Raw genomic sequence first — 25,799 nt, 5'->3', positions numbered from 1 at the left:
ATGATAAAAGCAAAATGGTGGATTTATCAAATTGGTATCCCGCTTGTCCTATTATATGCATTTCCATGGTTTTTTAACAATGCTCATACCATTCATGTAGCCCAGACATTTTTAATTACCTACATTGTCATTGTAGGGTTAAATCTACTTGTGGGACTCTCCAATCAGCTTTCCTTAGGGCATGTAGGATTTTATGCGATAGGAGCATATGCATCTGCAATACTTACCATGAAAGTAGGATTGAATTTCTTCGCAAGTATTTTGATTTCTGCCTTAATAGCTGCTGTATTTGGAGCGATTGTAGCTCTTTTGTCTTTACGAGCGAAAGGTCCTTATCTGGCAATGGTAACAATTGCATTTGGAGAATTAGTTAGTATTATAGCCAACCGCTGGGTAGATGTCACGGGCGGTCCTGCAGGAATCAAAACTTCGGTACCATCCTTATTCGGTTTTGAGCTTGGGCCAATTCAATATATGTGGTTTATTGGTCTTTTGGCTATCATATTTACAGCAGGCGCAACGAATATCTTTAGAGGGCGTTTTGGAAGGACCTTTACTGCTTTTGGAAATAGTGAAGTTGCTTCAGAGGTGCTAGGGATTAACGTTCGAAAGTGGAAGATATTAGCTTTTTCTGTTTCAGCTTTTTTAGCAGGAGTAGGTGGAGGGCTGTTTGCTTTTCAAAATCAATTTATAAGTAGTACAACATTTGAATTGAATCTTTCTATTATGTTCCTTATTGCGGTTATTATCGGAGGATCAGGAACAAAGATAGGCCCTATTATAGGTACAGTGGTTATCATTGGGTTACCGCAATTCCTTCATAACTTTGTAGATTATCACCTAATGATCTTTGGTGGAATATTATTAATTGCACTTATCCTTTTACCCGATGGGATCGTGGGTGCCCTCACTAAACTTTCTTTCTTTAAAAAGTTTTCTAGTAAAAAAGTCAATACGGAATTAGGAATTTTACATGATGATCGGGAGGCTACAATAGATTTACCTGATGGAATTAGTGGTAAGCTTTTAGAGCTTCAAAATATTTCTATGCATTTTGGTGGATTAAAAGCTATAGACGATGTTGAAATTGAGGTTTTAGGTGGAACTGTTCACGGAATTATTGGCCCAAACGGTTCAGGTAAAAGTACCACAGTAAACGTCCTAAGTGGAGTCTATATGCCGAGTGGCGGAAACCTTCTTTGGAAAGGAAAGAACATTACAAAATATGCTCCTCATGGTATAGCACAAGAAGGGATTACGAGAACTTTCCAAAACCTGCAGTTATTTGAGGACATGAGCGTATTACAAAACGTCATGGTTGGTTTTCATCGTCACTTCAAAACAGGATTTCTGAAAAACCTATTATATCTAGGTCAGGTATCTAATGAAGAGCGATACTACGCACAAAAAGCTTATGATCTACTACGAATTGTTGGCTTAGAAGAAAGAGCTTATGAAAAAGCGTCTGACTTACCATATGGTGAACAGCGATTAGTTGAAATCGCTAGGGGGTTAGCTTTGAAACCCGATTTACTTATTCTAGATGAACCAGCAGCAGGGGCTAGTCCAAAAGAAATTGAAAAAATCATGGATGTGATCCAACGACTGAAGAATGCAGGATTGTCTATTATTTTGGTTGAGCATCATATGGATATAGTTATGAATATTTGTGATTATATTACAGTATTAGATTTTGGTAAGAAAATTTGTGAGGGAACTCCTGAAACTATTCAAAACGATCCAAGGGTAATTGAGGCCTATCTTGGCGGGGAAGAGGTGAACCAGCTTGTTGCAGGTACAAAATTTGTCGGTTAGTTATGGTCAAGCGTCCGCTTTACACAAGGTATCAATGGAAGTAAATGAAGGTGAAATTGTTGCTGTTATTGGTCCCAATGGAGCTGGGAAAACGACACTATTAAAAGCGATTACGGGATTGCAGAAGGCGAAGGAGGGTACTATCTTATATAAGGGTAATGAGATTTCAGGTACTCCTGCTCATAAAATTTTAGGGTATGGTCTATCCCATGTCCCTCAAGGTCGTCAGGTCTTTGGCGATCAGTCGGTAGAAGATAATCTAATTCTAGGTGCATTTTCGATTAAAAAAGAGAAACAAAAAATTCAAGAGCTTATAGAAAGAGAATACGAAAGATTTCCAAGATTAAAGGAGAGAAGATCGCAGCATGCTGGCACATTAAGTGGTGGAGAGCAACAGATGCTGGCTGTATCAAGAGCGCTTATGTCTGATCCTGATTTGGTTATTCTTGATGAGCCATCCATGGGTTTATCACCTATATTTGTAAAACAGATATTCGATACTCTGTTAGAGTTGAAGAAATCCGGCAAGACGGTTATGGTTGTCGAGCAATTAGCCATGGCTGCTTTAGCTATATCTGACCGAGCATATGTTTTACAAGTAGGTGAGGTGAAGTTACACGGAGAATCACGAGATTTATTAAGAGATAATAGTCTGGTAAAAACGTATTTAGGTTCGAAGTAAAATACGTTGTTATGTATCTCAATTAATAGGAAAAGTAGATTAATTTCCGAAGTTATTTTAGCTTCTTCTACTTAGTTGTTTTGGGATAAGGAGACCCTGTTCCTTATCCAACGTTTATTAATCATTTATAGTTTTTAAAGTAAAAAAAGGTTATCAAAGCGACTAACAAAGCCGTCTTGATAACCTTTTCTCATTTCTTCATCTGTCGAATCATCTATTCATCCGGAGTAACAAACAACGTCGTCTGCTCAAAATAAATCACAAATCCCGTTTCGCTCAATTCGCATTCTACACTTGCTTAATCACCGGATTATCCACATTTACAACATCTCTTTCTAATATGTGTGGGGATTTAACAAAAAGGGCTTTAAAATCTTTATCCGAAGTGTTTGTCAAATAGTGTGTCACTCTAGGTGCACATTGGATCATATCACCAGGTCTAGCTTGTATTTTTTCATTATTGATATAAAAGTCAATTTCACCTTCTAAAATATAAAAGATTTCTTCACATGTAGTATGATAGTGGTTCTGAAAATCTTGACCTGGTTTTAAGACCACGATTCCCACATCTACATTAGGTCCTTTTGTTAAATACTTTGGGCCATGATCTTTAAAACGATATTCAAAATCGTTTTCATTCACTTTTTTCAATACAATTACCACCTCTCAAATAGTTAGACCTGGTGCTATCCACATATGCTCGGTTATTTTTTTGTCTGCCAATTTTAACTGCTCGACATATACGCTACGCCAAGTTTTGTAGAGTTCCTGATACAATTGATGGTGCTCCATATTTGGTTTAAATACGCTTTCGAATTTGACAACCTTTTGAACTACATCCGAAATATTATCAAATATACCTGCACCTACTCCCGCATATAATGCGGTTCCTAGAGCAGCTGCTTCCTTAATTTCCGGTACCTTCACAGGAATGCCCAACATATCTGCTAAAATTTGAGACCATAACTTACTATTAGATGCTCCACCTGCAAAAATGATTTCTTTTGGATAATGCCCAGTTACTTCTTCGATAATTTTTAAATTGCCTAATGTCACCATTGCTGCATTTTCCTGCAGAGCCCTAAATAGCACATGTTTACCAGATTTTTCGGGATCCAAGCTTAAGTTAATAAAGGAAGGGGCAGCGTGTCTCCATGAAATATAATTCATTACATCTGAAAAGATGGGAATTACTCCATATGATCCAACCGGTACATCCTTCGTTTTTTCTTCCATTATTTCATAAAAACTCTTCCCTAATCTTTTAGCTTCCTCTACCTCTTTGTCACAGAAACTATCTCTAAACCACTGGATTACAAGTCCCGGGAAAAAAGCTATTGTTTCTATTTGCCACAAGTCTTGGATTGCATGACAATTGATTCGAATTCGACTATTGGAATCATAAATCGGCTTATCAATGTTTAATTCTTGTTGCCAAAAAGTTCCACCAGACACAATAGCTTGACCATTTTCAATTGCACCTACGCCAACGGACGCTAATTGAGCATCTCCGCCCCCAGCTACAACGAGTGTTTCTTCACTTAATCCAGTTAAACTCGCAACTTCAACATCAATGTGGCCGATAACCGTTCCTGCTTCATTCACTTTAGTGAAAATCTCTTTATCTATATCATATAGATCAGTAATTTCGTCAGACCAATTTCTTCTCGTCAAATCGAACAATCCAGTTGTGCATCCATTTGAAGGATCTGCCTGCAATACACCGGAGAGTTTATACAAAATCCAGTCATTAATCATGGTAATCGAAGAGACTTTCTCGTATATATCTGGCTGATGATTTTTCAACCACATTAATCTTGGTACCGCACCTAAAGCAAAAGTCTGACCGGATAATTTGTAACTCCTATATTCGAGCTCACTATCTTGCCGTTTGAGGGCTTCGACTTCTAGACCTGCACGGGCGTCTACATTTGCACACGCCCAAATTTCACGGCCGTTTTCATCGTATAGCACAAATCCTTCACGCATACTTGTTGCACTAACAGCCTTGATAGATGTAGGACTAATCTTTGCTTCTGTTAATACTTCTTTAATGCACATTACGATTATCTTCCAATTTTCGGCGTAGTCGAAATTCATTGATCCTGGATAATTTGGGTCGGGGAGATGAGTCCATGCTTGCTGTGCAACACAAACCTGTTCTCCATTTTCATTAAATAAAACAGCTCTAATACTACCAGTCCCTGCGTCAAATGCTAGAAGAAAAGCCATCTCGTTCATTCCTCCTTAAAAGTCAGCAATTGTGAAGCTGTTTACTCTACAGTTATTGAATTCGATATATCCTCCTTTCAATTGAAGTGATAAAGGGGGAGGGAAACGCATAAATTAGACCATTAATAGCGCTTACTACTCTCGCTATTAAGCTTATTCAACGATCTATATAAATATTTTATAAATAATATAATTCCTAAAGTTATTGATAAGCATCTAATAAATGAAAGCGCTTCATTTATGGTCAATCTAATGTGTACGTAATATTTTCGCAGTTTATTAAATGTATTTATGTATTTCTTTATGTTCGATTTTTGGAATTCGAGGGAGGGAAACCTTGTCGGAAGAGTATTTATTAGAAATTGAAGATTTGCATAAACAATTTAATGGGAATCACGTCTTATCGGGGATTAACTTTACGCTGAAAAAAGGGGAAATATACGCAGTTGTTGGAGGAAATGGTGCTGGAAAATCAACCTTAATGAAAATTATCACAGGTCTATATAAAGCAGATAGCGGGGAAATGGAAATTAGTGGTAAAAGAGTTCGCTTTGCAAATCCTAATGATGCTCATAAAAACGGGATCTATTTAGTTCCACAGGAGCCTTTGGTTTTTCCAAATATGACGATTGAAGAAAATATCACAATGGGACTCAAAGGTATTGGGAAGCCAAAAGAACTTAGAAAGAAAATACTACAAGTAATCAATCGAGTTGGATGGAGCATAGATATTAGCCGATTAGGATTAACGTTATCCATTGCTGAACAACAGCTTGTGGAAATTTTACGCGGACTTGTTCGAGAAGCGCAAATCTTAATTCTAGATGAACCTACCTCCACATTGACGCATAATGAAATCGATTCACTCTTTGATACGATTAGGCAGCTTTCCGATAACGGCATTGGAATTATTTATATTACACATCGATTCTCTGAAATTTTTGAGTTATCCCACTCAGTTGCAGTCCTAAGAGATGGTAAGATTTCTGCACAAGGACCCATTTCGGAATTTTCCTACAAACGCTTGTTAGATGGTCTAGTGCCTACAAATGAGCAACCATCAAATAACATTACTCAAAAGAAAAGTGTGATTCAATCTTCTATCGAACAAATTGGAGCAACCGTTTTAGAGATTGATTCACTTTGTGGCAATAAATTTCAGGATATTTCATTTTCTTTAAGAGAGGGAGAAATACTTGGCATTGCTGGTGTAGTTGGTGCCGGTAGAACAGAGCTAGCGGAAGCCATTTGTGGCATTAAAAAATTCAACTCTGGCACAATTAAATTAAATGGCAAAAGAATAAAAAATCTCTCCATACGTAAAGTAATGGATCTTGGATTGGCTTATGTTCCGGAAGATCGTCACGCGCATGGCATTTTCAATATTACATCTGTACGAAAAAACATTACCTCAACCATTTTAAATAGATTAAATGGGTTATTTATTCCGATTACAAAAGAAAATGAAATCACGAAAAAATACGTAAATGATTTAAAAATTAAAGCAGAAGGTACAAATCAAGAGTTGAGCGATTTATCCGGTGGTAATCAGCAAAAAGTTGTACTCGCAAAATACTTAGCTACTGAGCCAAAAGTAATTATTCTCGATGAACCTACACGAGGAATTGATGCAAGTGCCAGGGCAGATATTTACCGCATTATCAATCAGTTGAAGGAAAGAGGATTAGCAGTCTTGCTGATTTCATCAGATACAGAAGAGATTGTAGAGCTTAGTGACAGAGTACTTGTTATGCAGGAGGGGAAGATCAACAAGGAAATAGAGAAAGAAAAACTTACGGTTGATAACATTACTTCGGCAGCCTTTGGTGTAAAAAAGGATGTGATTTCATGAAATCTTTCCTATATAAAATTATTAAAGTAAGAGAATTATCGATTCTCATTTTAATGGTAGCTTACTTCCTTTTCGTTGGATCTATAAATAGTCAATTCACTAATTCAAACACGATTGTATTGTTGGTAAATGGAAGCATCATATTACTTGTTATGGCTATTGGACAATCGTTTGTACTTCTTACAGCCAATATTGATGTTTCTATTGGTTCTATTATGGGTTTGTCGGCAGCAGTCTGTGGAACGCTACTCGCAAGTGGAGCAAATTTAGGAGTAGTGGTCTTTTCGGTTATATGTGTCGGAGCTGTCATCGGGTTCGTAAATGGAATTGGTGTCTCATATTTGAAGATACCTGCAATAATTATGACATTGGGAATGTTAGGAGTAGTTCGAGGTCTCATGCTCCTTTATACAAAAGGAATGTGGATCGAGAACATTCCGAATTACTACAAAAAAATTGCAAGAATAGAGATTCTAAGTATTCCATTTCCCGTTTGGATTGGTGTATTTTTAGTTTTAATTGCTTACCTTTTTCTAACAAAAACAAAATTCGGTAGATACTTTTATGCAGTTGGTGATAATACGGACGGTGCACAATTACTAGGATTGCCAGTTAACACCGTAAAAGTTCTTGCTTTTATTTTGTCTGGTTTATCTGCAGCCATCGCCGGTCTTATCTTTGTCATGAACATTGGATTTGTTTCAAACCAAACGGGCAGCGGAATGGAACTTCAAGTAATTGCAGCTGCTGTGTTAGGGGGAGTTGCGCTAACTGGTGGAATGGGGAGTGTCATAGGAGCTGGATTAGGAGCCATTTTCTTCACGGTTATTAATAGTTCTCTAGTATTTATGAAAATTCCAGCGTATTGGAATAGTGCTATTTCAGGTTTATTACTCATATTAATTGTTGTTGGCGATTCAAGGTTCCAAAAATATCTGAAAGAACGATCACGTCAAAATCAGAAAAATAGTTTGGGGGAAAATGACCGTGAAAAGCAATCTAAAGCTATTCCTTAAATGGGAGCTATTCCTGTTTATGTTTTTAGTGGGAGAATTAATCTTTTTCGGTCTACTGACACCAGGTTTCTTAAATATACAAAATCTGTTATTTAGTATGAATGATTTCGCTTATATTGGGTTAGCTGCGATTCCAATGACCTTTGTTATCATTACAGGCGGCATTGATGTATCCGTAGGTTCTATTATGGGACTTTCCTCCATTACTGTGGGTGTTTTATGGGCTGGTGGTCTCCATATTTGGATTGCACTTATTGTTGCTTTAATTGTCTGTACTTTAGCAGGTTTACTCAATGGTTTAATTGTAGCCTTTACTGATGTGCAACCGCTCGTTGTAACATTGGGTACTATGTTTCTCTTCGCTGGAATCGCTCTTGTCATTTCAGGTGGTTCCAGTGCTACAGGATATGAAGGGATCAGTGGTTTTCCGAATCCCTTTGTTCAAATTGCAAATGGAATTACGTTAGGACTTCCCAATTCCATTTGGTTAATTCTATTTTTCTTACTCATTTTTGGCGCTTTACTTCACTTGACCAAATATGGCCGAAATGTATATTTAGTTGGTATTAATATGAAAGCTGCTAAATATAGTGGTATTGCTACAAAATGGATTGTCATGAGCACCTATATGCTAGCGGGTTTAGGGGGTGGTATAAGTGGCATTATATTAACATCTTATTTCAGTTCTGCTAGATCTGATTTAGGAGCACAAGCAATTTTGCCTGTTATCACGGCAGTCGTGCTTGGTGGAACGAGTATATTAGGGGGAAGGGGTACAGTTTTAGGAACTGTAATTGCAAGCATAGTCGTTGGTATGATGAACTACGGTCTCCAACTTTCTGGTATGACCAGCGAACAAACGACCATTATTGTTGGAGTTATGCTAATTGTAGCAGTTGTCATGAGACGTTTTAATATAAATTATGTGAAAAAGTGGTTTATTGGGAATCGAAGTACTACAACAAAGGGTAGTTGATAGAAGGGTATACTAGAGGAGGAGTTTAAAGGATGAAGAAAAGTAAACTGTTTTTGGTATTCATCTTCGCTCTAATACTTGTCATTGCATCTGCTTGTAGTAATAATGGAACAAATTCAAATGAAAAAGTAACAACAAGTGGTACAGGAACAGTTAATAAAGAAGATGTTAAATTAGCTTTTATCCCGAAATTGACTGGCGTAGGATTTTTCACTTCTGGAGGACTAGGAGCAGAAGAAATGGCAGATTCATTGGGGGTAGAATTCAAATACGATGGACCTAGTGAAGCATCGGTTGCCGAGCAAGTAAAGTATATAAATAACTTTGTTAATCAAGGATACAATGCATTAATGATTTCATCAACTTCGGTGGATGGTTTGAATCAGGCATTGGATCGTGCAAAAGAACGTGGCGTCAAAATTCTTACATGGGATTCCGATGTAAATCCAGAACACAGATCTTTTTATATCAATCAAGGAACTCCGAATCAACTAGGTGAATTACTTGTCAATATGGCGGCCGATCAATTAGATAAGGAAGATGCGAAAGTAGCCTTCTTCTATTCAAGCCCGACTGTTACAGACCAAAACCAATGGGTTGAAAAAGCAAAAGAATATATTGCCCAAAAGCATCCAGGCTGGGAAATTGTCACTACACAATATGGAGAAAATGATGCGCAAAAATCGTTAACAATAGGAGAAAGTATTTTGACAACATACCCTGATATCGATGTCATATTAGCTCCAGACGCAACTGCCTTACCTGCGATGGCGCAAGCTGCTGAAAATTTGGATAAAGCGGGAGAAGTAATTATTACAGGATTTTCTACTCCTAACGTTATGAGAGATTATGTAAAACGTGATACCGTTAAACAATTTGGCTTGTGGGATGTTAAACAACAAGGAGCGATTGCTACTTATGTAGCTTACTTAATGACAGTGGAAGGGAAAGAGTTAAAAGTAGGAGATTCATTTGAAGTACCTGGAATTGGAGAAGTAACCATTGAGCCGAACTCCATTCAAGGTTATGAATATACTGCCGATGATAGTGGAATCATTTTACTTCCAGAACGAGTTACATTTACAAAAGATAATATCGATAATTACGACTTTTAATGGAATTTCCATCATAGGGTAGAAATAGTAATACACTTATTTCTACCCTATGAGTTTTTATTTTTGGGGGTCAATGTTGTTTTAATGATTATGTAGGAGGGGTTTTTATCGTAAATGAACGTTTTACAATTCAAGGTGACAGTGAAATTAGTAAGTTAGTAAATAGATCTAGACTACTGGGAAAAGATTCGAGCCTTGTTTTATATGGTGGAGGAAATACCTCAAGTAAAATCGAGGAAACAGACCACTTAGGGAGAAAGCGGACAGTTCTACGGATAAAAGGAAGTGGCTGTGATTTAAGGACGATTACGGAACAAGATTTTTCCGGTCTTTATTTGCAAGAATTACTACCTTTAATAAATTTAGATAGTATGTCTGATGAAGATATGGTGGATTATCTTGGTCGTTGTATGGTAAGTGCTGCAGAACGAAGACCTTCCATTGAAACGTTACTCCATGCATTTATCGATGCATTGCATGTCGATCATGTCCACTCGGATGCCATTTGCACATTAACTAATCATGAAAATGCGGAAGAAATCATAAAGGAAGTCTTCGGTGAAGATGTTGCATTTGTTCCATATTGTAGACCTGGATTTACACTTTCTAAAATAGTTCAACAGTTCTCGGGAAGCTATGCTGTTGTATTGGAACATCATGGACTGGTTACATGGGGAAATACACATGAAGAATCGTATTTAAAGACAATTGAATTAGAAGAGAAAGCAAAAGAATATATTAACAGCCATAAGTTAAAAAAAGAAAAGAATCTAGATACATTAAAAACGGATACACGCACATCACTTCTTCTCCGTTTGCGTGGACAACTTTCTCAAAAGCAGAAACAAATTATTACGATTGATGAGACTCAGTTGGAGCTAGCGAATAGAAGAGATGTAGAAAAAATTGCAACTGGCGGAAGGTCCACACTAGAACATATTTTAAGAATCGGTAAAGATTCACTTGTGATTTCGGATAGCGATGACTGTAAACAAACCATTCAGTCCTATCGAGATAGTTATACAAATTTCTTTAATCAGTTCCAAAATAGACTACCAAAAGGTTTTGACATGCATGAAAATATTGATCCCAAAGTAGGGTTAATACCTGGTGTAGGCTGTTTTGGTGCAGGAATCTCTCTTGCTACAGCAAAAAGAAATACAGATATCGCAAGGCATTCTCATGAAGCAATGGTGAATGTTCTCGACCTTTTTATTACGACAAAAAACCTTACAGAAGAAGAAGTATTTGATATAGATTACTGGCCATTAGAATTATACAAACTAAATTTATCCCCTACAGTTCCAAATCTGGCAGGGTACATTTTTGCTTTTTTTGGCATAAATAATGATCGTGAAGAATTAATTTTAGAAAAACTGTTGAAAAAAGGGGCACATGTAGTCGTAGCCTCCACATATACAGAACGACTTAGCGGTATTTTAAATATTTATAAAACCCAAGTAGTATTAATAGAAGATAATCATGTTGAAGAAGCGATTCAAAAAGCAATTTTGCATTACGGTGGTTTAGATGGTGTAATCATGGGTGAAAACGCAGCGTTATCTAATGAGCAAGTGAATAGATTAAATGAGGTATTTGAAACACAAGCAATTACAGGGTTAATTATTACAACGAGTGAGAGCTTATTAAATACGGATGGAAATCATGAGTTGAACTCTACTAGTATTATTCATGCTTCCGGAAAACAAACAGCATCTGAAGGTATTCTTTCTATTTTGGGGAATTAACCTAGCAAGATAATTGGCAAAACACAAAAGGAGTGGATCAAGTAATGGCGAAAATCGCGACATTGATTACAAATTTGTTCGAGGACTCGGAATTTACGGAACCAGCAAAAGCGTTTGAAGATGCTGGACACGAAGTTTATACAATTGAAAAAGAAGAGGGAGTAGAAATAACAGGAAAGAAAGGTGGAACGCTCACAATTAATTTTGGGATAGACGATGTGACGCCTGAGGATTTCGATGCACTTCTTCTCCCTGGTGGATTCTCACCAGACCTTTTGCGAGCAGATGACCGTTTTGTGGAATTCACAAAAGCATTCATGAATGATAAAAAACCCGTTTTTGCCATTTGTCACGGACAGCAATTGCTTATTTCTGCTAGAAGTTTAGCTGGTAGAGAAGCTACGGGTTATAAATCGATTATCGTTGATTTGGAAAACGCTGGTGTCAAGTTCCGAGATGAAGAAGTAGTTGTTTGTCAAAATCAACTTGTGACAAGCCGAACACCAGATGATATGATCGCTTTTAATCGTGAATCATTAAAGTTGCTTGAGAAATAATTAATTAGAAGTAAGACGGGATAAGTATACAAAACTAGTGTTTTTCTACGTGGGATTGGTAGAGTTCTTTAGAAAGAGTAACTGATAATCTACTAAAGCTATAAACGGCTGTAAAGGAATTTGTGGATTCCTTTAGCAGCTGGCTATGTAAATGGAACTGGTTGATTTATCGTAAAATGATATGACTACGCCTGCCCAACATCTAATAATTTTTATTAATAAACCCCTTCTAATTGGATATAAATATAAAATTATCAACGAGATAGTGAAAATTATATAAACTAGAGTGCAGACTAGGTTTATCTTAATGTAACGATTATTCAGTCAATTATTTTGCGACTACGAGGATTTGCGCTATTGTAAATTCAGCGCATGCAAATTTTTTCGGATTGAACGGTGTCATTTCCCACGAACACATTCAGGATTGCTTCACCTACACTATTAAAATATTGGTTGTTTTGACTTTTCTGATAATATAATAAATCGTAAAATTAGTTTTATTGGAGGGGTTAACGTGTACGTACCGTTATTATTAACAGATTTTTTAGATCGAGCTGTTAAGCTATATGGCGATAAGACGGCAGTCATTGATGACGACAAGGTTGTCACTTATTTCGAACTGAATGAAAGAGTAAACAGGCTTTCCCACGGGTTGAAAGAACTGGGGGTCGAAAAAGGTGACCGGGTTGCTATCTTGGCACCGAATACGTTGGAAATGTTAGAAGGTTTCTACGGAGCATTTCAATTGGGAGCCGTTACCGTCCCACTAAATATTCGGTTAAAACCGAATGATTATTTGTTTATTTTAAACCATAGTGAAACTAAAGTGTTATTTGTGGACTGGGAATTATACGAACTTATCGGCCCGGTCAGAGATCTGTTACATGTTGAACAGATCATTGTCCACGGCGGAGGCAACATCAAACTTGAAGAAAACGATCTTAACTACGATAAGTGGCTGGCACAATTTCCAGCAAAGCCGTTTGACCGTGCAGAAATGGACGAAAGAGATATCGCCAGCCTGCTTTACACAAGCGGCACGACAGGAGACCCGAAAGGCGTTATGCTCACTCACCGAAACAATTACATTCAAGCCCTTCAAGTGATGCATCATTTACGTGTAAGTGATCAGGACGTGCTGCTTCATGTTTTGCCAATGTTTCACGTCAATGGTTGGGGCTCGATATTTTATTACACAAGCAACGGTGCTACTCAGGTCATGTTAAGAAAAACCCGTCCCAATATCATTTTTGAGAAGCTGCAAAAGCATGGCGTGACGATTATGCACATGGCCCCTACCGTACTGAATTCACTACTCCAATATTACGATGAAAATAATCTGGAAATTAGTAAAAGTCAAAATGTAAGGATTGTCATTGGAGGTTCCGCACCACCTATTACGTTTATAACAAAAGTGGAGGATGAAATGGGCTGGGAATTCATTCAGATTTATGGAATGACAGAAACGTCCCCGCTGACTCTAACATCCATTATCCGCGCCCAACATTTGGATGAGCCTAAAGAAGTACAATACCGGATGAAATCAAAGGCCGGCTATCAAATGAGTTTAACCGAAGTGAAAGTGGTCAATGAAAATGGTGAAGAAGTGGCGCCTAACGGTCAGGAAATCGGAGAACTTGTTATCCGGAGCAACGGTGTGATGGAAGGCTACTGGAAAAATGAAAAGGCGACAAAAGAAGTCATCAGGAATGGCTGGTTTCATACCGGAGATATGGGAGTCGTCGACAGTGATGGAAATATCGAAATTGTCGACAGGAAAAAAGATGTTATTATCAGCGGCGGAGAAAATATTTCGTCCATTGAGGTGGAAAATACCCTGTACGAACATCCGGCGGTAGTGGAAGCGGCCGTGATCTCCATCCCTCACGAAAAATGGGGAGAGACCCCGCATGCCGTTGTGGTTGTCCGCGATAGTGAAACGGTAACGGAAGAGGAGATTATTGCTTTTGCAAGAGAACGGCTCGCCCGCTATAAAGCCCCGACGTCTGTCAGTTTTGTAGAAGAACTTCCTAAAACAGGTTCAGGCAAAATACAAAAGGCGCATTTGCGAAATGAGTTTTGGAAGAGTAAGGAAAAAATGGTCAACTAAAAAGGTAAGTGGAGCAATGATATTCAATTACATCGCTTCAATCATAAATAAAAAAGGCGCATCTGGATACTTTTTTTCAATGGTAAAAACTTCGTGCCATCGTCTTCAAACACTTTTTCCGGTTCCAAGGAAAGTTGGGCATCAAACGGTCAAATATAATAGGCGGTTCCCTAGAGAGGATTAGCTATTTAATAGGATCTAACCTATCTGTGCTATAACTCGGATGGGTTAGTTATATTGAATAAGTCCCAGTGTTAGAGTCAACTCGGACACTATTCTGAATTGTTTTGAATTGTGTCTAACACAGGGAAGCTTCACTAAAGAATAGGGCATCCATTTGGATGCTTTTTCTTATGGGTTGATAGTAGGGATATAAACTACGTCGTTAACGATTCAATGAAAAAAAGAAAAGACTTCATAAAGAAGTCTTAAATAGGGTTTATATTATGAAGTTCTTTAATAAAAAGCTCGTATAAATCATTGAAGTCTTTTGATTCTGATCTATCTTCACCTTCAAAGTTAAAATATAAACGATTTGTAGCATAGCTATAACTTGGTTTCACATTTGAATTTTGAATAAATGCTTTAGTCAGTTCTATTGCATATCTGTCGTTTTCGTTCAATAATCACACCTCACTTGGTAAAATGTATGAAATGACTGTCCAAAATATACTTATAGTTTTATGTTTGTAGAAGGTTTCCTTTCTCTTACGTCGACTAATAATTCGAGAGGAAGGTAGATATGTATGACTGAAATATTATGTGAATACAAAATGAGAATTAATTACAATCATAATTTTTCGAAAAACGCATTCGAGAGATTACAATTGGCTATAGTGTATGCTCCCTGAGTTGTGTCTAACCACAGGGAAGCTTTACTACTTATGAAACCGTATTAAGAGAAATTTAGCATTGATAATACTATTTTTAGCACTTACCAAAATCTTGTTGTATAAATATTCATTAGTAGTTATAATTATAATAATTTAATGTATTTAGAGGAGAGAGTGCCATGAAAAGAAAAAATATTATTATTATAGGTGCAGCAGGAAGAGATTTTCACAACTTTAATACGTATTATCGTAATAATGAAGCATATAAAGTTGTTGCTTTTACAGCAACACAAATTCCAGATATCGATGGACGTAAATATCCAAGTGAATTAGCAGGTGAACTATACCCGGAAGGGATTCATATATATTCACAAGATCAACTACCAGAGTTGATTAAAGAGTTGCAAGTGGATGAATGTGTTTTTGCATATAGTGACATTGGTTATGAGGATCTGATGGGCGTAAGTGCAATCGTGAATGCAGCCGGTGCGAACTTTACATTGTTAGGTCCAAAGAGCACAATGTTAAAAAGTAATAAGCCTGTCATTTCTGTCTGCGCTGTACGAACTGGAACAGGAAAAAGCCAAACTTCGAGAAAAATTATTGAGACGCTACTGGAGCATGATTTAAAAGTCATTGCAGTGAGACATCCAATGCCTTATGGCGATTTAAACGCACAGCGTGTTCAGCGTTTTGCAACAGTGGAAGATTTAAAGAAACATAATTGTACGATCGAAGAGATGGAAGAATATGAACCACATGTGGCACGAGGTAACATTGTATATGCTGGGGTTGATTATGCAGATATTTTGGCAGCGGCTGAAAATGACCCAGACGGCTGTGACGTTATTTTATGGGACGGGGGAAATAATGATTTTTCTTTCTTCCAACCTGATTTAGCTGTTACTGTATTAGACCCACATCGCCCAGGTCATGAGCTTAAATATTATCCGGGTGAAGTATGTTTAAGAACAACTGACGTGGCCATCATTAACAAAGTAGATAGCGCGTCAGAGGAAGCTGTTCAAATCGTAGAAAATAATATCAAACTTGTAAGTCCAAATAGCACGATTATTAAAGCTGAATCAACGATTACTGTCGATCAGCCGGAGAGTGTTGTAGGAAAGCGCGTGTTAGTCGTTGAAGATGGTCCGACGTTGACACATGGAGAGATGAAACTTGGCGCAGGTACAGTTGCAGCGGAACGTTTGGGTGCGAAGGAAATCATTGACCCACGTCCATTTGCAGTAGGTAAACTAGCCGAAACATTAAACCAATACCAACATATTGGGAACGTTCTTCCAGCGATGGGATATGGCGAACAGCAGTTGAAAGATCTGGAAGAAACGATTAATAACGCTGACTGTGATGCAGTGATTATTGGGACACCAATCGATTTAACTCGCATCATTTCGATTAATAAACCGTCTATACGTGTACACTATGATTTAAATGAAATTGGCGGAACGAATTTAAGCGATATATTAAAAGAATTTATCCAAGAACATAAGCTTGTGCGATAAAGTGAAACTTCAAGTAGTGGGGGGGGCTTCATCCTTCGCTAATTGGTAATTGAACGAATCGGGCTTTTACTGCCGGTAAGCATCCGGTCCCACTCAAACAATTTAAAAAGACTAGCGACAGATTAGTTGCTAGTCTTTTTAAAATGCTTTCTAATTCGGAAAAGGGTAGTACCAAGTTCATTTAATTCAATAGCGACTAGTATAATAGCCGTGCCTACCCCCTGAAATAGTGCCTCAAACAGAGAGCATACATTATGCTGGGTTTAATTTTTCAGTGGAAAGGTAGCTGTAAATGTGGATTATGACCACGGAGCCCTTTGATGGTAACAGGATCAACCATTTTGGTGTTTGTTCTATTCATGTGAGATATCGAAATTATCAGAATCGTTTCCAAGTTGTGTCTAACACAGGGAAGCTTTACTATGGATAGTGTTTGGAAGGATTAAGATAAATAGCCTATGTAATGAACTTACTTGAAAGTAGGTTCATTTTTTTGTCTTTCTATCCATTCGATTCCCTAATGTTACATGCTAAATATTGTTATAAACCTTTTTAATACTCTTTCCATTTCTATATGACTCAATAAACAAAGCGGTCTCCTGATCGAATTCTTTCTTAGAAATCAATTAGGAAACCGTTTCTTTGTTTTTTCAAGGAAAAAGAATCTATTCCTGTTTATTTAATTTTTTCTTATCAGTACTATCCTTCAATAGTTCCTGTAATGTTTTAATTGGTATGCCAAATAACAATAGAAAGAATGTAGTATGAAATCCCCTTAAATATGGTGATAAGTCTATTATTAAAATATGTGTAAAATCAGGCCAATTGTAGCATAGATAATTACCGTAAAGTAAATAACAATCATGTACACCAATGAGAATTTAAACATTTTATTTGCCCAGTCTTTCATATCCATTTTGCGTGAGCCGAATAAGCTTAACCCCAACCAAAATAAGCCTAAAACAAGTGAAACTAAAGTTAGACCTAAGCTTAGTGGTAAAAATAAAAAGCTAGAGAACACCAACAAAATTAAATAGAAATTTGTTTGGATATACGTACGTTTTCTCCCCTTGACAACGGGAAGCATAGGAATTTTTGCCACAGCATAATCTTCTTTCTTACGAATAGCAATAGCGTAAAAGTGAGGCATTTGCCATATTACCATTATTAAAAATAACGCCCAACACGTTGGATGCCAAATATCTGGACCGACTGCAGCCCAACCGATTAAAGGAGGAATTGCTCCTGAAATACTTCCAACTTCCGTATTCCAAATGGTATAGCGTTTAGTCCACATTGTATAAGGAACTACATAGAAAAATACCCCTAAAAACCCAAGTAAAGAGGCTAACGGAGAGGCTAAATATAATAAAATTAATCCGATCACTAATAGTAAAATGGCGACTATTAAAACTTTCTTAATAGATATATCCCCTGTAACAGTCGGGCGAATCTTTGTACGAGCCATAATGGCATCGATATCGCGGTCGTAAATGTTATTGAACGAACCAGCCGCTGCAATAACTGCTGCTGATCCTAAAATTGCAAAAACTGTATTCCAAATATTATCTGCAAAACTGTATTGATATGTATATAAAGCCAGCATTAATCCTGCGACCATTGGAATCAGATTTGACTTGATAATTCCAGTTTTAACTACTTGAGCCCATAACGTTTTTTGTGATTGCTTTTTCATTGTAATTTATAGCTCCTTATTTACCCACATGAACTAATATAACCTAATCGATTAGCAAAATTCCATCTTATTATCTTCTTTTCACAATCACTTTTGAACAGATATATTTAATCGGAATAAATTCAAGGGAAGCAGCAACAAAAATTTCAGAGAAATATAGTGAAACAATTGTGTTCCATGACAATCAATTACTTCTGAAATTATTTATTTTAGATGAATATGAAAATATTTATATTCAAAAAGCGAATGTACCTACCATTAGGTTTCATGATTTAAGACATACACATGCTACTTCACTGTTGATAGAGGGGATAAATCCAAAGATTGTTGCGGAACGGTAGGTCATAGTAGAGTAAGCATGACATTAGACGTCTATTCGCATGTTATTACCTAGTATGCAAAAAGAAGCGGCAGGGAAGTTGAATAAGACCCTTTTTGGATGACAAATAATGTATACTGTCGCCAACAGGTCGCCAAATCCGTAGCCATTTAGCCCAATGCATCTTAACCGCTTCAAAATTTAGAAATTGAAAAAACCGCTAAACCTTATTATATCAAGGATTAACGGCATTAACTGTCTAATGGTCCCGACTGGTCTCGAACCAGCGACCCCCACCTTGTCGAGGTGAAACTGATGTGAAATTTTTCATAATCTATTAACTTCACTCGAGAACTGATAATAGTAAGTGAATATAATATAAAGAAGCAAAACAGCAGCCGAAATTGCATCTTCGACTGCTTTCTTTAAGAACAGAATTTTATCTTTTTTTATTCCCCAAAAGAACTAAATCACTATGTGCCTTGTGGAGTATGAGTGCGGCTAATGCACATTTGCTACAGGATTATCGCAATGAAAAATATCGGCTGGAAGTGACGAAGTCAACTTCCAACCGTTTTTATCATATTCTCAGTAAAGGTGTAGAAGATGTGCAATCAAAAGCAAACCGGAAACAACCTCATCACTAAGAAACTTCTATTTCTTCATCTGTCTAATCTTCTCTTCATCCGGAGTAACAAACAACGTAGTCTGCTCAAAATAAATAACAAACCCCGGTTTAGCCCCACTTGGTTTCTTCACCTGCTTAATCACCGTATAATCCACCGGTACAGAAGCCGATTCCCGAGCTTTACTAAAATATGCTGCAAGATTCGCGGCTTCAAGCAAAGCTACTTCAGATGGATTATCCGAATGTATAACAACATGGGATCCAGGGATATCCTTAGTATGAAGCCATGTGTCTGATTTCTTTGCTAGTTTGAATGTCACGAAATCATTTTGTTTGTTGTTTTTTCCAACAGAGATTTCGGTGCCATCTGAGGCAATGAATTTTTCAGGTGTTGGCTTTGTTGGTTTTTTCTTCTTTTTCGAAGCTCTTGCTTTTAGTAAGCCTTGCTCCATTAGTTCTTCTCGAATTTCTTCGATGTCGGTTGGAGATGCTTGCATGACTTGTTGTAATAGTAATTCGAAGTAGGCAATATCATCTTTTGTTATTTCGAATTGTTGTTCAATTTTAAGTAATGCTGTTTTCGCTTTTGTGTATCGATTGTAATAGCTTTGTGCATTTTGTGTAGGTGTTTTTCTGTTGTCTAATGGGATGATGACTGTTTTTTCATTTTCGTCATAGTAGTTCACTAGCTCGACTTCTTTTAATCCTTTTTCCATTGCGTACGCATTTGCCATCAATAGCTCTCCGTACAATTGGAAGGTGTCTAATTTCTCGGCTTGTTCGAAGTCTTTTTGGAGTTTTTTCATTTTTAGCTTCAATTTATTTAATTCGTTTTGAAGCCATCTTTCTAAATCTCCTGCTTGTTGTTTTACACGATCTCGTTCTGCTTTGGCGAAATATACTCGGTCTAGTAATTTTCCTAGCGTTTCTTCGCTAAATTTGTCGCCAGCTAGATGCGTTAGTTCATTCGGTGAATAATACGTTTTTCCACCGGATTCGACAATTTGTATTGAAGCTCCACCTTGTTTAAATTCTTCCATGTACGTTTTATAAATTTCGACACGATTCGCTCCATTTTGGAATCGATGTAGTAATTCTTTTGCGTGTAAAGGAGAGAATCCAGAAATTTGTTCTACGATTTCTTTCGATTCATTAACCGATTGAATCACATTTACCAGTGCCTCGGAATATTCTAAAGGATGGTGCTTATTTTGGGCAGGTGGTGCAATATAAGGTTGCCCAGGTAAAATCGTCCGGTAACTATTCATGGAAGGAGATAAATGCTTAATACTTTCCAAAATTAAATTGCGAGTTGGATCTATTAATAGTAAGTTACTATGACGACCCATAATCTCCATATGAATTTCTCGCGTTATGTCGTCTCCAATTTCATTTTTACTTTGAATTTGGAAAATGATAATTCTGTCTGTTTCATGCTGTTTAACAGATGAAATGATGCCACCTTCTAAATGTTTGCGTAGCACCATACAAAATAGTGGAGGTTGCGCTGGGTTATCAATTGTTTCATTCGTAATTTGTACACGAGAATAAGAAGGGTGTACGGAAAATAATAATTTATAGTTTTGCCCTTGTGCTCGGATGTGCATTAAAATTTCTTGCGCATTCGGTTGATGTATTTTAGAAATACGTCCTGAAACTAAATGTTGCAGTTCTGTTGTCATTGATATAGTAAATAAACCGTCAAAAGCCATAATAGTATCCTCTTTCAAAACATTATCGTCGAACTAGCCAATTGCCACACACTTTAGGCAATAACGCTTTTCTAATATGATATCATTTTAAAGGAAACTTGTGTTATAATCAGTTAAGTATATAATGCAACAACGAAACGGAGTAAGCATGTATTTGAAGGAGACGTTATGCGAAGAGAAAAAGGTATATTAATCGTTTTATCAGGTCCATCTGGAGTTGGTAAAGGGACAGTGAGAAAAGAACTGTTTTCCGAGCCTGGCACAAATTATGAGTATTCCATTTCAATGACTACGAGACTTCCTAGAGAAGGAGAAGTAGACGGAGTGGATTATTTCTTTAAACAGAAAGAAGAGTTTGAACAGTTAATCGGACAAGGAAAATTATTAGAATATGCCTCTTATGTAGGTAATTACTATGGTACTCCAATCGATTATGTAAATGAAACACTCGATTCTGGTCGCGATGTATTTTTAGAAATTGAAGTACAGGGAGCAGCATTAGTGCGTGAAAAAGCACCAGAAGCTCTATTTATATTCCTAGCGCCGCCTAGTTTATCTGAGCTAGAGCAACGTTTAATAGGAAGAGGTACGGAAACGGAAGATGTGATCAATTCAAGAATCCAAGCTGCGAGACAAGAACTTGAAATGATGCATCTGTATGATTATGTAGTAGAAAATGATGAAGTCGCAAAAGCTTGTGCGAAAATAAATGCCATCGTTGCTGCAGAGCACTGTAGACGTGAACGTGTTGAAAAAAGATATTTAGCAATGTTGGAAGGGGAATTTTAAATGTTATATCCATCAGTAGACCAATTAAAAAATAAAATCGATTCCAAATACTCACTAGTAAGTGTAGCTTCTAAAAGAGCGCGACAGTTACAAGAAGAAGGCGGCGAACGTTTAACTTCATACGTATCTGCTAAGCAAGTTGGGAAAGCGTTAGAGGAAGTTGCAGCAGGCGAACTGGCAATTGAGTCATCTAATGAAAATGTAATTTACGAAGACGAAGTGTAATAGTAACTTTATGCGATAGTTTGGAGAAACAACTGCTGCATAAAGTTAAGCCTCCGGCGGATGCCACAGATTTTGTAAAGGTGTTCATCCGGGCAAGCCGGATGCAAAATCTGGGCTCAAATACGCCAAGGCGAATTTGATTTAGTCAACAACCTCCCAAAGAATTAATCTTTGGGAGGTTGTTATTTAGAGGGGAGAAATTAAGATGTTAACTTCTAAAAATATAGTCATTTGTGTCACTGGTGGGATTGCTGTTTATAAAGCGGTTGCACTTGTAAGTAAGCTTACGCAAGCTGGTGCCAATGTAAAAGTAATTATGACGAAATCCGCGATGGAATTTGTACAACCACTAACTTTTCAAGTGATGTCTAGAAATGATGTGTACTTCGATACATTTGATGAAAAAGATTCTAGTGTGATTGCGCATATTACTTTAGCAGATTGGGCGGATCTAGTCATTGTGGCTCCTGCAACAGCGAATGTTATCGGTAAGCTTGCCAATGGAATAGCGGATGATATGGTGACTACAACATTACTTGCAACTACTGCAAAGGTTTGGATTGCACCAGCAATGAATGTACATATGTATGAAAATGCAGCGGTTATACGAAATATAGATCAACTTTCAAAAGACGGATATTCATTCGTAGAGCCTTCTGAAGGTTTTTTAGCATGTGGTTATGTTGGAAAAGGTCGTCTGGAAGAGCCAGAAAAAATTGTTCAGCTTGTGGAAGACTACTTTTCACTAAAAAGTTTGCCTCTTAAAGGGCAGAAGGTTGTTGTAACAGCTGGTCCTACGAGAGAAAGAATTGACCCTGTTCGCTTTTTGACGAACTTTTCTAGTGGGAAAATGGGCTATGCAATGGCAGAAGCAGCGGCTAGTTTAGGTGCAGAAACAATTCTTATTTCAGGTCCTGTCAGTATAAATCCACCGTCTAATGTCACGCTTATTTCGATAGAAAGTGCGAAAGAAATGTATGAAGCCGTTTTGGAGCATTTTGATACAGCTTCTATCGTTATAAAAACTGCAGCAGTAGCTGATTATAAGCCAAAAGAAGTACATACCCGTAAGATGAAAAAGCAACCGGGAGAATCGACGATTGTTTTAGAGCGAACAACGGATATTCTAGCAGCACTTGGTCAACGAAAAACAACCCAATTATTAATAGGGTTTGCTGCAGAAACGAATGACGTCACTCATTATGCAAAAGGGAAATTGGAAAAGAAAAATGCGGATTATATTGTAGCAAATGATGTCACAGAAGCAGGTTCAGGATTTGGAACGGACACGAATTCGGTTACGTTAATTGGGAAAAATGACGTGGAAATACATTTTGCCCATTTGCCAAAAAAAGAACTTGCTACTCAATTACTTCAAACGATTATGAAATTAGAAACAGCTGAGTCAAAATGATCGTAGAAGTAATAGTCGATGTAGCTGCTTATCCAATTGATCGTCCGTTTGACTATATTGTACCCGAAGAATTAGAGCCCATAGTTGAACGAGGAAGCCGTGTGCATGTTCCTTTTGGTCCTCGAAAAGTGCAAGGTTTTATAACGAATATAAAAGAACAAACGGATTTGGATATATCGAAGTTAAAAGCGGTTCACTCTATTATTGATGTGGAACCTGTTATAACAGAAGAGCTTTTACAGTTATCCAAATGGCTGACAAATAAAACACTATGCTATGAAATCGATGCTTTGCAAGTAATGCTTCCAGCGGCCTTGCGTGCTTCTTATAAGAAAAATATTAAATTAGTGGACCCTTCTGTATTGGAAGAAGATTTTTTAGCGATATTTGGCAAAAAAGATATTGTTAGTTATGAAGTTATTGAAAAAGCTGGTTTACTACGTGCGATGAAAAAGTACTTAGAAACAGGAGCTGTTCAACTAGAAACGGTTATTAAACAGCATGCTAAGGCAAAAACTATTGTAAAGTACAAAGTAACCGCAAATAGAGAATTTATCGTAGAACAGTTAAACAGTTTAACAAAACAAGCAATAAAGCAAAAAGAATTGATCGACTGGCTATTAAGGCAAGAACAAACCACCTTTACAATGAAACAAATGATTGAACTAGCAAATGCAACGAATAGCACAGTAAAGGCGTTATTTGAAAAAGGTATTTTAGAAAAAGAAACAGAAGAAATTTACCGTGAAATTACTTCATTAGACTATCAAGATATAGATAAACGATTTGAGCTTACAGAAGAACAGAGCCATGCACTTACAAAGATAAATCATGCACAGGAACATGCTGAAAATACGACATTTCTTCTACATGGGATTACAGGTAGTGGAAAAACAGAAATCTATTTAAATGCAATCGAAAATTCCATTCTAAAAGGAAAACAAGCGATTATGCTTGTACCTGAAATTTCATTGACGCCCCAAATGACACGCCGTTTTAAGCTACGTTTTGGTGACCAGGTTGCGGTTATGCATAGTGGTTTGTCTATTGGTGAAAAATACGATGAATGGCGAAAAATATGGCGCGGAGAAGTAAAAGTTGTTGTTGGTGCTAGATCTGCCATATTTGCTCCATTCAAAGATCTAGGTATCATCATTTTAGATGAGGAACATGAGTCGACTTATAAACAAGACGACAATCCTAGATACCATGCAAGAGATGTAGCGATTTGGCGAAGTGAATTTCATCAATGCCCCGTTATTTTAGGAAGTGCTACACCTTCTCTTGAATCTTACGCACGAGCATCTAAAGGGGTTTATTCTTTATTGACATTAAAAATGCGTGCGAAAGAACAAGCGCTTCCTACTGTCAATGTTGTAGATATGCGGGCGGAGTTGAAAAATGGTAACCGCTCGATGTTCAGTGTCGATCTTGCAGACGCAGTCCGAGACAAGTTAGAGAAAAAAGAACAAATCGTATTATTTTTAAATAAACGAGGGTTTTCTTCCTTTGTCTTATGTCGAGACTGTGGAACGGTAGTAGAGTGTAAACAATGTGATATTTCCTTAACGTATCACCGCGCAGGAGAACAACTTAAATGTCATTATTGTGGACATGAGGAGCCTGTTCCAAATAAGTGTCCAGAATGTACTAGTGAACATATCCGCTTTTTCGGCACTGGTACACAAAAAGTAGAAGAAGAAATAGCAAAGTTATTTCCGTATGCGAGAGTACTACGAATGGATGTAGATACAACAAGAACAAAAGGTGCTCATGAGCGTATTTTGAAGCAGTTCGGTGATGGTGAAGCGGATATATTACTCGGTACGCAAATGATTGCGAAAGGGTTAGATTTTCCTAATATTACGCTAGTAGGTGTATTAAATGCCGATACGACGCTACATTTAGCGGATTTCCGAGCAGCAGAAAAAACGTTTCAATTGATGACCCAAGTAAGCGGGAGAGCTGGTAGGCATGATAAAGAAGGACAAGTATATATTCAAACGTATACACCGGAGCATTATGCGATCGAATTATCAAAATCTCAATTATATGAACCTTTTTATCATACGGAAATGCTTGTACGAAAACAGTATGGATATCCACCATTCTACTTTCTAACTTTAGTGCAAGTAACGCATGAAAATGTCATGCTCGCATCAGAGTATGCAAAGCTTGCGACAGATTGGTTAAGAGCGAATTTATCGTCCACGACCATGGTCGTTGGTCCTACTGCAAGTGCCATTAGTAAAATACAAAATAGATATCGTTACCAATGTTTGATAAAATACAAAAAAGAACCATTATTAATCGAAAAACTACAGCAACTAATAAAATTGTACCGAACGGATTGGATAAAAAAAGGCGTTATTTTGACGATTGATTTAGACCCTTCCACTATTATTTAATTTTATTCAGCAAACAAAACGCTGAATAAAATTAATGCCTCCGGCGGATGTCACAAATTTTGAAAGGAGTTAATTGAGCTAGTAGCTCAATTCAAAATTTGGACGCAATTACGCCAAGGCGAAATTGATTAAGTTTGAAATGAGGAAAT

The 25,799-nt window shown here is 37.2% G+C and carries 19 protein-coding genes and 1 pseudogene; 15 read left to right on the top strand and 5 right to left on the bottom strand.

Annotated features, from left to right (window positions below; translation table 11 throughout):
• Entirely contained in the window at positions 1–1,815 is a 1,815-nt protein-coding gene (locus tag BMZ04_RS00885) for a branched-chain amino acid ABC transporter ATP-binding protein/permease (protein ID WP_093263513.1), read from the top strand.
• On the top strand, positions 1,787–2,497 hold the full coding sequence (locus BMZ04_RS00880; RefSeq protein WP_218145508.1) for an ABC transporter ATP-binding protein: 711 nt from the start codon (positions 1,787–1,789) through the stop codon (positions 2,495–2,497). The genes BMZ04_RS00885 and BMZ04_RS00880 overlap by 29 nt, the downstream gene beginning before the upstream one ends.
• Before the next feature lie 288 nt (positions 2,498–2,785).
• Here the strand turns inward: BMZ04_RS00880 and BMZ04_RS00875 are convergent, their stop codons facing one another.
• Together BMZ04_RS00875 and lsrK are read right to left on the bottom strand one after the other, a co-directional pair.
• Positions 2,786–3,148, bottom strand: a complete 363-nt coding sequence (locus BMZ04_RS00875) for a cupin domain-containing protein (protein WP_093263508.1) — start codon at positions 3,146–3,148, stop codon at positions 2,786–2,788.
• Between the two features lie 15 nt (positions 3,149–3,163).
• Positions 3,164–4,729 carry an autoinducer-2 kinase gene (gene lsrK, locus BMZ04_RS00870; RefSeq protein WP_093263502.1) on the bottom strand — a complete coding sequence of 522 codons (1,566 nt, stop codon included), beginning with the start codon at positions 4,727–4,729 and terminating at the stop codon, positions 3,164–3,166.
• 337 nt (positions 4,730–5,066) lie between these two features.
• Here lsrK and BMZ04_RS00865 point away from each other — a divergent pair, with 337 nt between their 5' ends.
• From BMZ04_RS00865 to BMZ04_RS00835, 7 genes are all read left to right on the top strand, one after another.
• Positions 5,067–6,581, top strand: coding sequence for a sugar ABC transporter ATP-binding protein (locus tag BMZ04_RS00865; protein ID WP_255367743.1), 1,515 nt, complete (start codon positions 5,067–5,069; stop codon positions 6,579–6,581).
• Positions 6,578–7,597: an ABC transporter permease subunit gene (locus BMZ04_RS00860; protein WP_093263493.1), complete on the top strand. Its 1,020-nt coding sequence runs from the start codon at positions 6,578–6,580 to the stop codon at positions 7,595–7,597. Before BMZ04_RS00865 ends, BMZ04_RS00860 begins: the two co-directional genes overlap by 4 nt.
• Positions 7,563–8,573: an ABC transporter permease gene (locus BMZ04_RS00855; RefSeq protein ID WP_093263490.1), complete on the top strand. Its 1,011-nt coding sequence runs from the start codon at positions 7,563–7,565 to the stop codon at positions 8,571–8,573. Before BMZ04_RS00860 ends, BMZ04_RS00855 begins: the two co-directional genes overlap by 35 nt.
• Positions 8,574–8,605: 32 nt before the next feature.
• A complete protein-coding gene (gene lsrB / locus BMZ04_RS00850) occupies positions 8,606–9,688 on the top strand; it encodes an autoinducer 2 ABC transporter substrate-binding protein LsrB (RefSeq protein WP_093263486.1) in 1,083 nt (360 codons plus the stop codon).
• Between the two features lie 59 nt (positions 9,689–9,747).
• On the top strand, positions 9,748–11,436 hold the full coding sequence (locus tag BMZ04_RS00845) for a class II aldolase/adducin family protein (protein WP_093263481.1): 1,689 nt from the start codon (positions 9,748–9,750) through the stop codon (positions 11,434–11,436).
• Between the two features lie 44 nt (positions 11,437–11,480).
• Positions 11,481–11,993, top strand: a complete 513-nt coding sequence (locus BMZ04_RS00840; protein WP_093263476.1) for a type 1 glutamine amidotransferase domain-containing protein — start codon at positions 11,481–11,483, stop codon at positions 11,991–11,993.
• A gap of 514 nt (positions 11,994–12,507) precedes the next feature.
• Positions 12,508–14,103, top strand: coding sequence for a long-chain-fatty-acid--CoA ligase (locus BMZ04_RS00835; RefSeq protein WP_093263472.1), 1,596 nt, complete (start codon positions 12,508–12,510; stop codon positions 14,101–14,103).
• Between the two features lie 428 nt (positions 14,104–14,531).
• On the opposite strand, the gene BMZ04_RS00830 is transcribed toward BMZ04_RS00835, so the two are convergent.
• Positions 14,532–14,726, bottom strand: a complete 195-nt coding sequence (locus tag BMZ04_RS00830; RefSeq protein ID WP_093263468.1) for a hypothetical protein — start codon at positions 14,724–14,726, stop codon at positions 14,532–14,534.
• Between the two features lie 389 nt (positions 14,727–15,115).
• Between BMZ04_RS00830 and BMZ04_RS00825 the strand changes: the two genes are divergently transcribed.
• Entirely contained in the window at positions 15,116–16,459 is a 1,344-nt protein-coding gene (locus tag BMZ04_RS00825; RefSeq protein ID WP_093263465.1) for a cyclic 2,3-diphosphoglycerate synthase, read from the top strand.
• Positions 16,460–17,258: 799 nt separating this feature from the next.
• Here BMZ04_RS00825 and cyoE read toward each other — a convergent pair.
• Positions 17,259–18,155: a heme o synthase gene (cyoE, locus tag BMZ04_RS00820; protein WP_093263461.1), complete on the bottom strand. Its 897-nt coding sequence runs from the start codon at positions 18,153–18,155 to the stop codon at positions 17,259–17,261.
• Positions 18,156–18,394: 239 nt separating this feature from the next.
• Between cyoE and BMZ04_RS00815 the strand changes: the two are divergent.
• Positions 18,395–18,598 (top strand): annotated as a pseudogene (locus BMZ04_RS00815) (tyrosine-type recombinase/integrase); the annotation flags it as partial.
• 530 nt (positions 18,599–19,128) lie between these two features.
• Here the strand turns inward: BMZ04_RS00815 and BMZ04_RS00810 are convergent.
• Positions 19,129–20,814, bottom strand: a complete 1,686-nt coding sequence (locus BMZ04_RS00810; RefSeq protein WP_093263457.1) for an Rqc2 family fibronectin-binding protein — start codon at positions 20,812–20,814, stop codon at positions 19,129–19,131.
• A 168-nt stretch (positions 20,815–20,982) separates the two neighbouring features.
• Here BMZ04_RS00810 and gmk point away from each other — a divergent pair, with 168 nt between their 5' ends.
• The 4 genes from gmk (at position 20,983) to priA (ending at position 25,650) form a co-directional block, all read left to right on the top strand.
• Entirely contained in the window at positions 20,983–21,603 is a 621-nt protein-coding gene (gene gmk, locus BMZ04_RS00805; protein WP_093263453.1) for a guanylate kinase, read from the top strand.
• Positions 21,604–21,828 carry a DNA-directed RNA polymerase subunit omega gene (gene rpoZ, locus BMZ04_RS00800; protein WP_093263449.1) on the top strand — a complete coding sequence of 75 codons (225 nt, stop codon included), beginning with the start codon at positions 21,604–21,606 and terminating at the stop codon, positions 21,826–21,828.
• A 205-nt stretch (positions 21,829–22,033) separates the two neighbouring features.
• Positions 22,034–23,242 carry a bifunctional phosphopantothenoylcysteine decarboxylase/phosphopantothenate--cysteine ligase CoaBC gene (gene coaBC / locus BMZ04_RS00795; RefSeq protein ID WP_093263444.1) on the top strand — a complete coding sequence of 403 codons (1,209 nt, stop codon included), beginning with the start codon at positions 22,034–22,036 and terminating at the stop codon, positions 23,240–23,242.
• Positions 23,239–25,650, top strand: a complete 2,412-nt coding sequence (priA, locus tag BMZ04_RS00790) for a primosomal protein N' (protein ID WP_093263439.1) — start codon at positions 23,239–23,241, stop codon at positions 25,648–25,650. Before coaBC ends, priA begins: the two co-directional genes overlap by 4 nt.
• Positions 25,651–25,799 lie beyond the last annotated feature (149 nt).

The sequence above is a fragment of the Psychrobacillus sp. OK032 genome (genome assembly GCF_900111345.1).
In the GTDB taxonomy this organism is placed as follows: domain Bacteria; phylum Bacillota; class Bacilli; order Bacillales_A; family Planococcaceae; genus Psychrobacillus.
This window is presented reverse-complemented; position numbering and strand designations above follow the sequence as displayed.